This window comes from Phyllobacterium sp. K27, from assembly GCF_054796155.1.
Genome location: NZ_JBTWND010000003.1, coordinates 699,848 through 713,933 on the forward strand (window position 1 = coordinate 699,848; position 14,086 = coordinate 713,933).

The 14,086-nt window shown below is 50.6% G+C and carries 9 protein-coding genes and 2 pseudogenes; 4 read left to right on the top strand and 7 right to left on the bottom strand.

Features of this window, described 5'->3' with window-relative positions:
• Nucleotides 1-54 precede the first annotated feature (54 nt).
• Nucleotides 55-756: a glycosyltransferase gene (locus ACYJL1_RS21215; RefSeq protein ID WP_460899100.1), complete on the top strand. Its 702-nt coding sequence runs from the start codon at nt 55-57 to the stop codon at nt 754-756.
• 406 nt (nt 757-1,162) lie between these two features.
• On the opposite strand, the gene ACYJL1_RS21220 is transcribed toward ACYJL1_RS21215, so the two are convergent.
• The 3 genes from ACYJL1_RS21220 to ACYJL1_RS21230 all read right to left on the bottom strand — a co-directional run bounded on the left by ACYJL1_RS21220 (nt 1,163) and on the right by ACYJL1_RS21230 (nt 3,637).
• A complete protein-coding gene (locus ACYJL1_RS21220) occupies nt 1,163-1,924 on the bottom strand; it encodes a membrane-anchored protein (protein ID WP_460899101.1) in 762 nt (253 codons plus the stop codon).
• Nucleotides 1,925-2,106: 182 nt separating this feature from the next.
• Nucleotides 2,107-2,385, bottom strand: a complete 279-nt coding sequence (locus ACYJL1_RS21225) for a hypothetical protein (RefSeq protein WP_460899102.1) — start codon at nt 2,383-2,385, stop codon at nt 2,107-2,109.
• Nucleotides 2,386-2,566: 181 nt separating this feature from the next.
• Nucleotides 2,567-3,637, bottom strand: a complete 1,071-nt coding sequence (locus tag ACYJL1_RS21230; protein WP_460899103.1) for a glycosyltransferase family 2 protein — start codon at nt 3,635-3,637, stop codon at nt 2,567-2,569.
• A gap of 154 nt (nt 3,638-3,791) precedes the next feature.
• Between ACYJL1_RS21230 and ACYJL1_RS21235 the strand changes: the two genes are divergently transcribed.
• Nucleotides 3,792-4,571 carry a membrane-anchored protein gene (locus tag ACYJL1_RS21235; protein WP_460899104.1) on the top strand — a complete coding sequence of 260 codons (780 nt, stop codon included), beginning with the start codon at nt 3,792-3,794 and terminating at the stop codon, nt 4,569-4,571.
• A gap of 208 nt (nt 4,572-4,779) precedes the next feature.
• On the opposite strand, the gene ACYJL1_RS21240 is transcribed toward ACYJL1_RS21235, so the two are convergent.
• The 4 genes and pseudogenes from ACYJL1_RS21240 to ACYJL1_RS21255 all read right to left on the bottom strand — a co-directional run bounded on the left by ACYJL1_RS21240 (nt 4,780) and on the right by ACYJL1_RS21255 (nt 9,549).
• Complete coding sequence (locus tag ACYJL1_RS21240) at nt 4,780-5,484, bottom strand: acyltransferase (protein WP_460899105.1); 705 nt, start codon at nt 5,482-5,484, stop codon at nt 4,780-4,782.
• Nucleotides 5,485-5,508: 24 nt separating this feature from the next.
• On the bottom strand, nt 5,509-7,080 hold the full coding sequence (locus ACYJL1_RS21245; RefSeq protein ID WP_460899106.1) for an oleate hydratase: 1,572 nt from the start codon (nt 7,078-7,080) through the stop codon (nt 5,509-5,511).
• 221 nt (nt 7,081-7,301) lie between these two features.
• Nucleotides 7,302-7,477 (bottom strand): annotated as a pseudogene (locus ACYJL1_RS21250) (MFS transporter); the annotation flags it as partial.
• 83 nt (nt 7,478-7,560) lie between these two features.
• A complete protein-coding gene (locus tag ACYJL1_RS21255) occupies nt 7,561-9,549 on the bottom strand; it encodes a bifunctional 2',3'-cyclic-nucleotide 2'-phosphodiesterase/3'-nucleotidase (RefSeq protein ID WP_460899107.1) in 1,989 nt (662 codons plus the stop codon).
• Nucleotides 9,550-9,866: 317 nt separating this feature from the next.
• Here ACYJL1_RS21255 and ftsZ point away from each other — a divergent pair.
• Both ftsZ and ACYJL1_RS21265 read left to right on the top strand, forming a co-directional pair.
• A pseudogene (gene ftsZ / locus ACYJL1_RS21260) lies at nt 9,867-10,844 on the top strand (cell division protein FtsZ); the annotation flags it as partial.
• A gap of 231 nt (nt 10,845-11,075) precedes the next feature.
• Nucleotides 11,076-13,556 carry a DNA translocase FtsK gene (locus ACYJL1_RS21265; protein ID WP_460899108.1) on the top strand — a complete coding sequence of 827 codons (2,481 nt, stop codon included), beginning with the start codon at nt 11,076-11,078 and terminating at the stop codon, nt 13,554-13,556.
• The last annotated feature ends 530 nt before the right edge of the window (nt 13,557-14,086 follow it).

A 14,086-nucleotide genomic window follows, 5' to 3' on the forward strand; every position in this document is an offset into this window, starting at 1 on the left:
CTAAGCATTCTGTCATAAGGTCATCTGATTCTAGACCATTGAAGCGAGGCACCAATGCAAAATGAACTTGACGTGTATGTCGGCTGGGACTCACGGGAACCTATTGCCTTCGACGTCGCCGAACGTACAATATTGAAGCACGCTACTATTCCGGTTCGCGTCATACCGATCAAATTGACCGAGCTTGTTGATTCCGGCGTTTATTCACGCGAGATCGATCCCCTTGCATCTACAGAATTTACCTATTCTCGCTTCTTTACCCCTTTGCTCGCCGGATATAAGGGTTGGGCATTATTTTGTGATTGCGACTTCCTCTTTTTTTCCGATGTAGCACAACTGCTGCAGTATCGAGATGAAACCAAGGCCGTGGTTTGTGTTAAGCATGACTATACGCCAAAGGAAGGCACCAAAATGGATGGGCAAATCCAAACCAGCTACCCGAGAAAAAATTGGTCATCGTTTATGCTGTTTAACTGCGACCACCCCTCTACACGAAAATTGACGCCAGAGCTGATTAATAAGGAAAGCGGCGCATACTTACACCGAATGCAATGGGCCAAAGACGAAGAAATCGGTGAAATGCCGGTCGAGTGGAATTGGTTGGAAGGGTGGAACCAAAAGCCGCAGCGAGGCTATCCAAACGCCGTTCACTACACCAATGGCGGCCCCTGGTTTAAGGATTGGCAAAATGTCGATTATGCGGACGAATGGCGTGCCGAGGCAGATGAGCTGCATCCTGGCTGGAAACCCATTTGATAGTCTGACTCCCCGGTTACGGAGTTCAAGGCTATTCTAAGAGAGATAAAATATGGGGCAGCTTCCTACAAAGTAAAAGAGTGGGAGGAAAGGGTTTAAGATATAGCGATGCATTGCTGTGACTTACCTGCTTCGAGACGCAAGAAGCTGATCACCGTCCGCGTGCGGAGAAACCTCTAGCTGTCGACTGCATCGCGAGCTCGTTGGAAGATTATGATGGCTCGAACTTGCTGCCTAATAGTCCAACGAGCTCGTTTCATTTTACCACGAATTAATAAGCCAAGATCGCTCGACAACGACGGCAGTTCTTATCCGGCCGCTCAGTCTCTACCGATCACGACGTACAAAATCTTTCAACCTTCGACGATATCGACAGATACTTCTAACAGCACGTCGGCCAATGCCATTATTCAATCCGCTTATTTGTTTCTTCAAATCTTTTTAAAGTCTCGGCAGTCCAAAGAGGAATTCGGCACTCTTTTGCCACATCCGCATCAGCCGTAAACAATTGATAGCCTCGATCAATGAGCGATTCTAAAATTTGTTTGTCGGTGTTGGCATGTAGGCGCTTTAGATTTGCGTCATTATAAACATGTCCAGATGAAGAAGGGTTTATTCCCGTGACAATCACCGCTCCGGCACCATTTGTAATAGCATATAAAACAGCCGTGATTCCGTTGGAAAACTTCATATCATCATCAATTTCGAGATTAAGGTTCCCCGTAACTGTTTCATACAATGCCATGCGGTTGTAGCGATTTAGTACACGCAGTTCATCGTAGGAATATCTGAACGCAGCCAATCCCTTTTGAAGGCTCCTTAGGCTTTTGGACCAGCGAACAACATACAAGAGACTCGTTTGTTTGCCACGCAGTACTTCCCGAACATGCAAAGCATTTGTAGTCTGCCCTTCGATCTGATTGAACTGCATAAAAGTTGCATCGGGTTTTTGATTTCCCCAAGTGCCGGCAACAACCTGCGAGCCGTTTACCGAAATTACGAAAAACCGATTGTCGAAGCCTTCCGGCACGTTTGATACAGGAGCCGAACCGACCACAACAACGGGTCCATCGAATCTAAAAGGATGTGCAGACGGTTGATATCGCCCAAACCGATAGATTATTGATCTGCGAATTTTAGTCACGATTTCAAATCGAGGAAATCTCATCACTTGCAACCTTCTAACCAACATCCCGATCGCTGCGACTGATCGATGGTCCAATCAGAAAAGCTACTGTGGAACCCAGACGGCACATTTCCAAGTGCTCGTATACCTTCTTAGCAATCATTGAGAATATTCGTCAGCCAACTCTGAGACAATAAGTCCTTTTGGGCCACTTTCTGCTGGAGTTAGGAAGGATGAAACCGCGATCCAATAAAATAAAGAGACGCTACCAACGCAACAAAACCGAATACTGCAGACACCGAAGCAAAAAGTGCACCTTTCGCATTTGACGCACTTTGGGCCAACATGTCGTTGATCAAATCGTGAACCACATCTCTGCCATCAGACATTCCGGCTAAATCAGCTGGGGTTAAGCTCTCAGATGCAGAATGCCAATGCCAAGCTGCTTTCAGCATTAGAACTGTAGAAATGCTACCCAAACAGTATACGAGCCAAATGTTCATTGAAATTCCACGCGTATGTTCGACTATCTCAAGCATCCGAAACGGGACCGGCGAGAAATAAACCGCCGGAACTTACGTGTAACCTAAGGGAAGAATACATACGGAGCAATATGTGTTCTCGCAATTATAACAAGTCTCAAGGATGATCCATGTTCCGCTGCCGTTTTTGTTGTATTGATGGTTAGAAAAGCGTTTTAAAAAATCCTAGCGTCTCCAGTTGCTGTGAGTTCTCATAACCGACAGAGATGTCCGACTTAAGATTAACAAGTTTCCCTTCATCCAGCGCCTTTAACATGCTCTTGTATGAACGGGAGCCCTTATAATATTGATTATCTCTTATAGCTTCCTTGATCAAATTTTCGGTCTCATTGAAAAATTTGAAATGCAGGAGTGCACCAACTATCGGAGAAAAATTTCGGGTAAATGGCCAAGGCTTGTGTATACTTACACTAAATGTGGTGCCATGTTCGACGTAGACCAGCGGATACTTCATGAGTTCATCGTGGATCGCAGGACGTCCCAGAATTCGATCTCTCGGGCCACCAGACATGATCATTCCAGAGCTGGTTCGAAAAAGCTGATAGCCCGTCCGATCGAACATGTTAGCGATTGTCCAAGGCATCGAATTATTCGTACCATTGAAAACAGCAGAGCAGATCGAATCTTCTGGGTATAAATCGATCATGGGTGCTGGACAATGGAGAATGCCGGCTGCTTCCAAACGCAGAATAAACTCAGGGAGCTTCTTTGTTTCGTACCCACTATAAACAAAGTATTCATCGCAATCGACATTCATATACCATCGCTGTGTCCCGTATAAGCCAATGATAGCCTCTCGCCACAACAAACCACCTTTTGCCTCGCGATATCGAATATCAGAGCCAAAAAGTTCGACATCGTGCTCTTTCAGAAGTTTCTCTCGTGTGCCGTCAGTTGATTGATCGTCGACGCAAAGAAACCGTGTGATCCCCAGTCCGCGGTAATGGGTCAAAAAAGATTCCAAAAAGCGCAGACTATTTCGGGTCAGAAATATCAAGGGTAAATCGGAGGCAACGAGCGGTTTGATACCGTTGGAATTGAGTGGTATCAGGCCAGTTCCGCTTGGCTTCTTCTTGGTTTGAAACGTTCGCCAGCGACTGAGGAGCTTGTGAGTTACTGTCCGTGAAACCGGGTCCAAACGCTGTCTCTCGTTCGCAGAATAAGGAAATGCGATTTCTGATTTTGGTGACACCAGCCGGATATTTCTCTTCAAGTGTTTTTTCTCGCAGATGCTTAGTGGTCGCTTCGTGGATAGACGTGTAAGAGCGGGTAGACTTGCCATACGTGGGCGCTGAGTGCAACGTGGACAGAATGTTTAAACGGGGAGGTCTCGTGAATAGATCGCATATGCAATTGGAGATTGATGGATGAGGGCATCGCTGGCAGATGCCACGAAACTTCTATTCAGGAAGTTTAAATACTTAGTTCGTCAGCCGAAGCCGCCCACGGCACCGATTCGCTTTGATGGACCTGTGTTGGTGGTTGGTTCAGCCCCAGTATCGCACATGCCGGCGGATTTTGATGACACGTTTCGAGTAATAACAATCAATGGATCTCAGGCCGTCACGAGAACATGGGGTATCGAAGTGCCTCATATAACGCTGATGCAACACCGACAGCTCGAAGGTACAAATACGAACGCTGAACATGTCCGACGTGTACTTCAGGGTCAGCGCACGGGCGTTCTTTATGTGCTCCTTTGGCGCAAAGGGCGAAAGCGCCTTGAGCAAAAACTTGAAACTTTTGATTATCGTTATACAGATCTACAAATTGTAAATCGTTATAAGCGAATGGCCCTCATTGAAAAGGTGAGCGGTATCAAAATGTTCGAGCAAGACAAGCACTCGAAATGTTCAAATGGAGTAATTGCTGTTCTATTTGCTCTATATAATGGAGCAACGGCGGTTATTATAACTGGCATTAATCCAAATTCCGCTGGCCATATTTACAATGACGCGAATCTTTCTCGCTTCCATGTTCAAACCGACAGTGAAGTTCTGGTCAGGCTTTTGGAGAGAGGATTCCCGGTATATACGACGGACCCTGAAGTATCAGAATTGCTTGGGATGCCGCTCTGGAACAATAAAACGATGCAAAGGAACCAGGCAATATCTGATAATGAACAACGAACGTACGTCAACGACTAAGACTCATGCTCTGTGCGACCATGGCAATAATCCTGTCCATTCGGCCATTACAGGCGCAAACCGAAACGCCCGCTCACCAATAACCGTTGATGTCCATCTCAACTCCTGAGCAAATGAGCACTCAGTGAATCAGTCTTTTAAAGGAAATGCTGGCTGCTCGGGGATGTGTGCATCAGATAGCCGTTAAAAACGGGGGATTATCTCTCTACTAATCCAGGGCAAGTCGAGCCTGGCCCTCGACAAGCCTACCACGCTGTCTGATATGTTTCGCGGGAACTCCAACGTAAATCCCATATGGCTTCGTTTTTCCCTTTATAACACTGTTCGCTCCGATTACGCAGCCCATCGATAGGTGTGAGCCACCAAGTATCTTCGCACCTGCGCCGATCCAAACATCATCCTCGATAATTACTGGTTTCCGCGACAGGCCCTGCTTTCGAATAAGTTGTGAGGTATCCTCGAAATTATGGTCGAAGGAGGCGATCAAGACTTGGCCAGCAACTCTTACGTCATTTCCGATTTTGATTCCGCCGTGACCCAGCAGAATGGTATAATCATTCAGCGAAACATTGTTGCCAATCTCTATATGCCCGCTCTGCGCATCAATAACAACGCCACATCGGGTTGAAAACTTTTCACCAATTTGGATGCTGCCTGCTCTCCATCGAAATCGCAGTCTGTATAAAATCTTGGCGTGGCTCCCAATTCGCAGCCTCCCACGGGACAAAAGACTTATCAATCGATAAAGGGGGCCATAATTTAACATAAAGTGCTTCCTGTATGTATAATGAGGATTAAATTGTCCACGTACGGCCATGGGAATGTCAGTTGTGACCTTTTTGGTCAAAAGCTTACCTTTTTTGCCAAGGTAAGTTACCTTTGTGGTTTGAGCGGCAGCCCGTCGCAGCCGCAATGCCTTTTCCCTCCCGGCGGTCCTTTAGCGGTGCAACGTGCGAATGGCGTCGACGATGACCTGGGGGCTATGCAGACCCTTGTAGACCGGTGGCGGCTTTTTGTTCAGCTTGAGCAGCGAATACACGGCGGTCATTGCGCTCCGAACTGAGTACTCCACGGTAAAGACGACGTCATCGGGCTGCTCGGCATATTGTCCAATGAAGGCGAGATTGGTCGAGCCCTCTGGAACCACCTTCGGCCTATCACCAGCCTTCCTGACCATGAACTGACTTGTGATGTATGGCATGGTACAGGGAATGCAATTGGAGGCGGCAAGAATGGCGTCCTTGTCCGCTTGGGCAAAGTGCAGATGACCGAGTACCTCCTCAAGGATTTCGGCACCGGTACACTCGCTCATGGGCTTCTTGACGTAATCGCCTGGCCGGTCGTGGAACAGACCGTACCCCCACCATACCGAAACGCCCTCCGGCTGCCCGGGGAAGAACGGCTGATGGAAGATCGAAATAGTGATCAACCAGTTTGAATCCTTGAAGGTGATCAGGCCGCCGCTTCCTGCCGGTCGCCCGCTGAACTTTTCTATCAGTTCGATAAACCGCGGGTCCTTGACCGTGACGGTGTAGGAGATCCATGAGGATTCCGCGATATTACCGTTGAAGGCGGCGGGGTTGCCGAAGCTAGGCCGACCTTCCGCGAGCGTCTCCCACAGTCGCCATGCGCCTGACTTGTTGCTGCGGTCGATCAGCGGCGCTTTGCTCATCGATCCGAACACCTTGTCGGCGGTCATTGAGCCGTTGGTGACAAAGACCAGATCCGTGTCGGCGATTTCGATATGGTCCGAAACACCCTCCTTGCTGCACTCGATGCTCTTCACCGTGATCGCGTCGGTTCCAGACGTAAAGCCCAAATTATTGACGCGGACACCGTATCGAAAGTCGACCTCGCGGTCCTTCAGCCATTTGACCAAGGGTACGGCAAAACTGTCGTACTGATTATACAGGCTGCGATAAATGTTCTCCTGTGTATCGATGGTCGAGAAATGGTGAACGAAGCGCAGCAGGTAGCGCTTGAACTCGATGGCGCTGTGCCAGCGCTCGAAGGCGAACAGCGTGCACCATTCGAACCAGAAATTGGTCTGAAAGAAATGCTCCTCAAAGCAATCCGATATGCGCTTGGAGTCCAGGAAGCTCTCGGGCTCGGCCATAATCTTGACGAGGTCAACGCGATCGCGTTCGCTGAAACCCATCTTGTGAAAGTCGGGAATGTTGCCGTCGCGATCGACGAGGCGGGCCTTGTTGTACCAGGGCCATTTTGCGTTTGCCTGATCGGTCTCTTCCTTAACCGAAATGTTCGGGTTGCTCACGGAAGGGATCGAGGCGAGCAGATCGAAGGTGCATTCGTACTTTGCTTCGAACATTCGGCTACCACTCATATAGTAGCCGTGTTCTGCGTCGCCATGGGCATCGAATGCACCGCCGAACTGGTGGGATTCCTCGAGGACGACGATATCGCGGCCTGAAATGCCGCCGTCCCGGATCAAAAATGTTGCACCGGCCAGTGATGCAATCCCACTTCCGACAAAATAGTATTTGCTCATGGCGGCACCTGCTTTAACTAGATTTCAATCGTGGAGTCGTGCACTTATCGTAACAAATCCTCAAAAGAAGTCGATCCAAGCATTTGCTTGAATTTGGAAAAGCAACACAGGTCGGCACGAGGTAGGCCCATTCAGCCCGTAGTGTTAGAAAGCTGATCGTGGCTGCTGCCAGAACGTTGGCGGCAGGACCACCAACAATTGGAAAGCTGGTCCAGAAGCCCCATGGCGAATGTTGCGCCACCCAACGGACGGGCAATGAAACCTATAGCGAAAGTACCGAGGCCGAGCAAACTCCTATCATGGGATCAGCTGTAGGAAAGAAAGCCTTGTCAAAGACCAGAACCACACAGGTGGCAAAGAGAAGCCGCGCCCGTTTTCCGAAGTTGTTCTGACCCATTCGCTTCCTCCCGATAGTAATAAAGCGGGAGGGTTCTAATGGCTCATTTGTTACCATGAACGCATCGGCCCTTGCGAATGCATTCATAAAACGAGCCGGAATTTGGCGAAGCCCTCTGCACCATCACCTGCGTCTTCAATCTTCACACTTTTCAGATCGCCAAGGAATTGCCTCGCCTTGGGGCCGCTTTCAAAGATCGCAGTGGTGCCAGGAAGCGCCTTGAAAGTCCAATTGGCGTCCGCCGACGGATTGATCGTTCCCTCTTCAACAATAAAACGCACGATGACATCGCGGTTTGTATCGGGCGCTACAAAAATCACTTTGTCCGCAGCAATTTCGGGGAATTTACCACCGCCGCCAGCACGATAATTATTGGTGACAACGACAAATTTTTGGGCGGGATCAATCGGCTTGCCCGCGAATTGAAGATTCTGGATACGGTTTGCCTGAGGGTTGATAACCTGCCCGTCATTGTCGAATTTGCGTTCCTGCGATAAATCGATTTCATAAATCACGCCGTCGATAATATCAAAATTATAGGATGGAAAATTCGCATTGAGCAGGGCTGCATCTTTCGACCCTGCCGGTATGTGATTGAACATACCCGCCGACATTTCCAGCCAGTTCCTGACCTGCTCGCCAGTGATGGAAACCGCCTGCACCGTATTGGGATAAAGGTAGAGGTCTGCAACATTCTTGATGGCAATATCACCGGCGGGAACATCAGTATAATAGTCAGCGCCGCCACGCCCACCAGCCTTGAATGGAGCTGCGGCCGATAGAACAGGCAAATCCTTGTATTCCGTTTCCTTGAGCATCTGCTTTATGTACCAGGTTTGCGCCTGAGACACGATCTGAACGGAGGGATCGTCCGCGACGAGCGCGAAATAGGAATAAAGCGGCGCTGACGTTTTTCCTACGGGTGTGCGGACGTAAGTCAGTGTTGCTTCATGTTCAGCTTTGGCAGCCTCAACTACTTCAGGTTTGTCGGCGACGTCTGCCACAACCTTCTTTGCGTCATCACGATGGTAAATCGGACGAGCCTCTGCCGTAAAGTCAGCGACTCTCCAGTTCTTTCCATCTTTTTCGAGCAGCAAATCGATCAGTCCGAGATGGGAACCCCAGAACCCGGCCATGACAGCAGGTTTGCCCGACAATGTGCCTTTAACGGGATCAACACCCGCAATGCCCTCCCAGCTTCTCGGCCCCGGGAAAACCAGGTGCTGGTGTCCGGTGAAAACTGCATCAATGCCTTCAACTCCGGCCAGGTAAAGCGAGGCATTCTCCATGCGATCGGACAATGCTGCGCCATCAATGCCGGAATGAGACAATGCGATGATGATATCAGCGCCTTCTTCCTTCATGGCAGGCACCCAGGCTTTGGCTGCTTCGACAATATCGCGCGTCTGCGCCTTTCCTTCTAGATTCTTGGTATCCCACAACATGATTTGAGGCGGCACAAAGCCAATAAATCCGATCTTTACCGGGCTTTCCGCACCGGAACCGTCCTTGATGATCTTTTCAATGATCACATAGGGTTTGAAAAAAAGCTCATCCTGCTTGGGATCGCTGGCTAACTTTCCTTTGGTCAGATTTGCACAGACATAAGGAAAGTTCGCCCCGCCAACGACCTTGAACATATAATCAAGACCGTAATTGAATTCGTGATTGCCGAGCGTGCCGACGTCATAGCCGAGAACATTCATGGCTTTGATGATGGGGTGGACATCGCCTTCCTTCATGCCGCGCTGATAGGCGATGAAATCGCCCATTGGATTGCCCTGAAGAAAATCACCATTGTCTATAAGCAACGAGTTTGTGGCTTCAGCACGAATTGAATCCATGATTGTCGCAGTACGGGCCAATCCCATCGTGTCATTTGGCTTATCGGCGTAGTAGTCATAGGGAAAGACGTTCACGTGAATGTCAGTGGTTTCCATCAGCCGTAGATGTGCCTGATTGGATGCTGCCCGCGCTGAAAATGGATGGAGCAACAAGAGTGCCGATGTTGCGGCCATACCACCCAAAAGGGATCGGCGCGAAATCGGGTGCAAGGCGGAAATATCAGACATTGAAACGTTCCTTCATGAAGCTCTGTGTGGCCGAATCCCGGGGAAGACTAGAATGGTTCAGTGAGGAATGCATCCGGAAAGGATCGATGTGCAAGGCTATTGACTTTGATTTTTCGAGACCGTGTCCAGCCAGAAATACCAAGAAAAACATAGGCGATACGATAAGTGACCAATTCAGGGCTTGCGCCGCAAACCTCCTTCTGATTCTTTGCCGCCGCTCCGGGATATTGTCAGTTTTGATTCTCACGGACGCTATGTTTTGAGATTTAGACCTGTACGCCGATGACAACAAGCGGCGCGGAACAAGGATTGCACCCATGTCGATCAACCTTCAAAAGCCGGAAATTTCCGAGATGAAGCCGAATATTACCGTGTTCGGCGTTGGAGGTGGTGGTGGCAATGCGGTCAACAACATGATCCGCGAAAACTTGCAAGGAACCCAGTTCATCGTTGCAAACACGGATGCGCAGGCATTGTCGATGTCCCAGGCAACCAGAATTATACAATTGGGCGCAAATGTTACGCAGGGCCTCGGTGCCGGCTCACACCCGGAAATCGGGCGCGCTGCTGCCGAAGAAAGCATTGACGAAATCATGGACCATTTGACGGGCACGCATATGTGTTTCGTCACGGCCGGTATGGGTGGCGGCACCGGTACAGGTGCAGCCCCTGTTATCGCGCGTGCAGCACGGTCCGCAGGCATCCTTACCGTTGGCGTGGTGACAAAGCCGTTTTCGTTTGAGGGTACCCGGCGCATGCGCATGGCCGAGGAAGGTCTTGAAGCCTTGCGCGAGAGTGCCGACACGCTGATTGTCATTCCCAATCAGAACCTTTTCCGCGTCGCCAGCGCCAACACGACATTCGCCGATGCCTTCGCCATAGCAGACCGCGTTCTCTATTCGGGTGTCGCCTGCATCACCGACCTGATGGTACGCGAAGGACTGATCAATCTGGATTTTGCCGATGTTCGCTCCGTGATGCGCGACATGGGCCGCGCCATGATGGGTACCGGCGAAGGCACGGGCCAAGGGCGCGCGCAGGCAGCCGCAGAAGCTGCAATTGCCAATCCGTTGCTTGATGTTGAATCGATGAAGGGTGCCAAGGGCGTGCTCGTCTCCATCTCCGGTGGTCGCGACATGACACTGTTTGAAGTCGATGAAGCCGCTACCCGCATTCGGGAAGAAGTTGACGATCAGGCAAATATTATTCTCGGCGCAACATTTGATGATGCTCTGGAGGGTGTCTTCCGCGTTTCAGTCGTTGCAACTGGAATCGACGGCACCAACGATGCAGCACACACATCCGGGGCATTGCTGCAACGCCAGGCCTGATGGCCTGCTGATCCAAAGCTGCACAGATTCTATATTGAACACTATCCCGGAAGTTCGCTTCCGGGATATTTTTTTGTGTTTTCCGCACGCGCAGCGACGAGAAAACGACGCTCGGTAGAGAGTTGTTAACCTTCATTTTCTATTCCTAAGGCTGCACAATTCCGGTCACTTCATCCCGTTTCGTTCGCAGGCATCATGCACATTTCCAGAACAAATTTCCCAATAAAATCAGATGACTATGACGCAACCGAGGTAAGTCAGACGCCTCCTGCAAATGCCCCGACGCACAAGTCAGCTCCGGCAGCACCAGCTTATGCTCCGGTTAACGTTCGCCGTTCCGCTCCGCCAGTTGCGCAAGCTCCTGCGCATCCCATTGAGCGGTTGCACAGCGCTGGCTATGTATTGCCGGATTCTGCGACAGCCCCGATTTCAAAGCGCATGTTCTCGTTGTCTGAAAATGTCCGCTTTACCCGCACGCCAGACAGTGAGTTGCAAAAAGGCAAAGAGCCGCCTGTCGATAGGCCCGCACAAGTTTCCACGACACAGAATGCCGCTCCTATAAGCGTGAAGGCACCTGTGGCTCCGCCACGTCCACCCGTTGTGCAGAGCTACGTGCAACCTGAACGTTTACCGGTTTCAGTGAGCAAAGTACCGCCGGTCCGAACCGAAGAAAAAAACACAAGTACGGTTGCCGCGCCTCCACCGGCCAAAGACACCTCAGCCTATGCATATGTGTCGGACTTCGCATTCTGGGAAACTATGGGTGCGATCGCTGATGCAGCTCCAACATTCACCGCCTATGTGCGCCCCAGAAAGATACAATATAGTCCTGACGAGATCACTGCCCGTTTCCGTATCGTAGAGTGTAAAAAGGCGCTTGCTGCGGAAACTATAGACCCGCAGTCTTTGGCCCTGTCTGCGCCGTCACAATCAGAAAATCAGCCGAACGCCGCGTTGACCGTCAACGAGACGCTGGAGACGGTTGTAGAAGCCGTGGTGGACGAGCCCACCGTTGCTCCTGTCGAAGAGCAGCCAGTCATTGTGCAGCGGCGCGAGATTGCTCCACAGCCAGTACCCGCACCTGCGCAGATGCTTGCACCACAGAGACGACTTGCCATCGTAGGCGGTATCGAGACTCGTATGGCACCAGTCCATACAGGGTACGAAAAGCCCCCTGTCGAATTGCTGCAGGAGCACACCACACGGGATACGATCACCATTTCGCAGGAAACGCTGGAGCAGAATGCCGGTTTGCTGGAAAGCGTGCTTGAAGATTTTGGTATCCGCGGCGAGATTATCCATGTGCGCCCCGGCCCTGTGGTCACATTGTATGAGTTTGAGCCTGCGCCGGGCGTAAAATCCTCGCGCGTCATTGGTCTTGCTGACGATATTGCGCGTTCCATGTCGGCATTGTCTGCGCGTGTTGCGGTTGTTCCAGGTCGCAATGTTATCGGTATTGAATTGCCCAACACGACACGCGAAACCGTTTTCCTGCGGGAAATGATCGAATCCGACAGTTTCGACAAGACCAAATTCAAACTGGCGCTATGCCTTGGCAAGACCATAGGTGGCGAGCCGGTGATCGCTGAGCTCGCCAAAATGCCACATCTGCTGGTGGCGGGTACAACGGGTTCCGGCAAATCCGTTGCAATCAATACGATGATCCTGTCCTTGCTCTACCGTCTTACCCCGGATGAGTGCCGCTTGATCATGGTCGATCCGAAGATGCTTGAACTGTCGATCTATGATGGCATTCCGCATCTGCTTACTCCTGTCGTTACCGACCCCAAGAAAGCTGTCATGGCATTGAAATGGGCTGTCCGCGAAATGGAAGACCGCTATCGCAAGATGTCTAAGCTTGGTGTGCGCAATATTGACGGTTTCAATGCACGCGTCGCCAGCGCCCGCGAAAAGGGTGAAACCGTGATGTGTACGGTTCAAACCGGCTTCGACAAGGGTACCGGCACGCCTGAATATGAGCAGGAAGAAATGGACCTGACGGCAATGCCCTACATCGTCATCATCGTCGATGAAATGGCTGACTTGATGATGGTGGCCGGCAAGGACATCGAGGGAGCAATCCAACGTCTTGCACAGATGGCACGTGCCGCCGGTATCCACCTCATCATGGCAACCCAGCGGCCATCGGTCGATGTGATCACTGGCACCATAAAGGCAAACTTCCCCACACGCATCTCGTTTCAGGTAACGTCGAAAATCGACAGCCGCACCATTCTGGGCGAACAGGGCGCTGAGCAGTTGCTGGGCCAGGGTGACATGTTGCATATGATCGGCGGCGGCCGGATCGCCCGCGTTCATGGTCCATTTGTTTCCGATGAAGAAGTCGAGCAGGTCGTGACGCATCTGAAAGCGCAAGGCCAGCCGACTTATCTCGATACGGTGACTGCGGATGAGAGCGAGGAAGAAGAGGTTGAAAGCGACGATAGTGCCGTTTTTGACAAAGGCAATATGGCTTCCGAAGATGGAAACGAGCTTTATGACCAAGCGGTCAAGATCATGCTGCGCGACAAAAAATGCTCGACATCCTACATCCAGCGCCGTCTCCAGATTGGCTACAATCGTGCCGCTTCACTTGTGGAACGCATGGAAAAAGAAGGGTTGGTCGGCCCGGCAAACCATGTGGGCAAACGCGAAATTTTGAGCGAGAACAATTAGAATTTGGGGAACGCCACCTTGGCGTTCCCCAATTCGCATATGCGCTATTATGTAGGACCCACCACCAGACTTCGCAGGTTTGATCCACTACTTTAAAAGCAGTGCTTTTAGAGAGAGTTGCCATGCAAATTGCTGATGAACTAAAGACCAAACGTGACGAGGTCGCTAGGAAGATCGATGCGCTTAGGCGCGGAGTGCTTCTTTTGAACAATTTCAATTGGTTAGAGAGCTTCTGGACATTTTCATGCTTCATGTTTTTACAATGCTTTTCGGAAGCAGGTCCCGCCCAAATAATCGCCGCTCGCGAATAGCATGGTGGGCCCGGAGGTTCACCGGAAAGCATTTCAGCTCAATAGGTTACAACAGAGTGGGACAATTCTGTGCCCCTTGAAATCATTATAGAATTTGCATCGACTGTCCCACTATCAGCCGACCGATATTTTCGCGTCGTTGGTTGTAAGCTCGCCTCTTGAACGACAGTGATCTCGCCCCCGTCGCGCCTTGCCGAATAAAAGTCTCGGTAGGAAAAT

Excerpts from the sequence above, each read along its gene's own strand:
- ACYJL1_RS21215 (WP_460899100.1), top strand. The coding sequence starts at position 55 with ATGCAAAATGAACTTGACGTGTATGTCGGCTGGGACTCACGGGAACCT.
- ACYJL1_RS21220 (WP_460899101.1), bottom strand. The coding sequence starts at position 1,924 with ATGAGATTTCCTCGATTTGAAATCGTGACTAAAATTCGCAGATCAATA.
- ACYJL1_RS21225 (WP_460899102.1), bottom strand. The coding sequence starts at position 2,385 with ATGAACATTTGGCTCGTATACTGTTTGGGTAGCATTTCTACAGTTCTA.
- ACYJL1_RS21235 (WP_460899104.1), top strand. The coding sequence starts at position 3,792 with ATGAGGGCATCGCTGGCAGATGCCACGAAACTTCTATTCAGGAAGTTT.
- ACYJL1_RS21245 (WP_460899106.1), bottom strand. The coding sequence starts at position 7,080 with ATGAGCAAATACTATTTTGTCGGAAGTGGGATTGCATCACTGGCCGGT.
- ACYJL1_RS21255 (WP_460899107.1), bottom strand. The coding sequence starts at position 9,549 with ATGTCTGATATTTCCGCCTTGCACCCGATTTCGCGCCGATCCCTTTTG.
- ACYJL1_RS21265 (WP_460899108.1), top strand. The coding sequence starts at position 11,076 with ATGCACATTTCCAGAACAAATTTCCCAATAAAATCAGATGACTATGAC.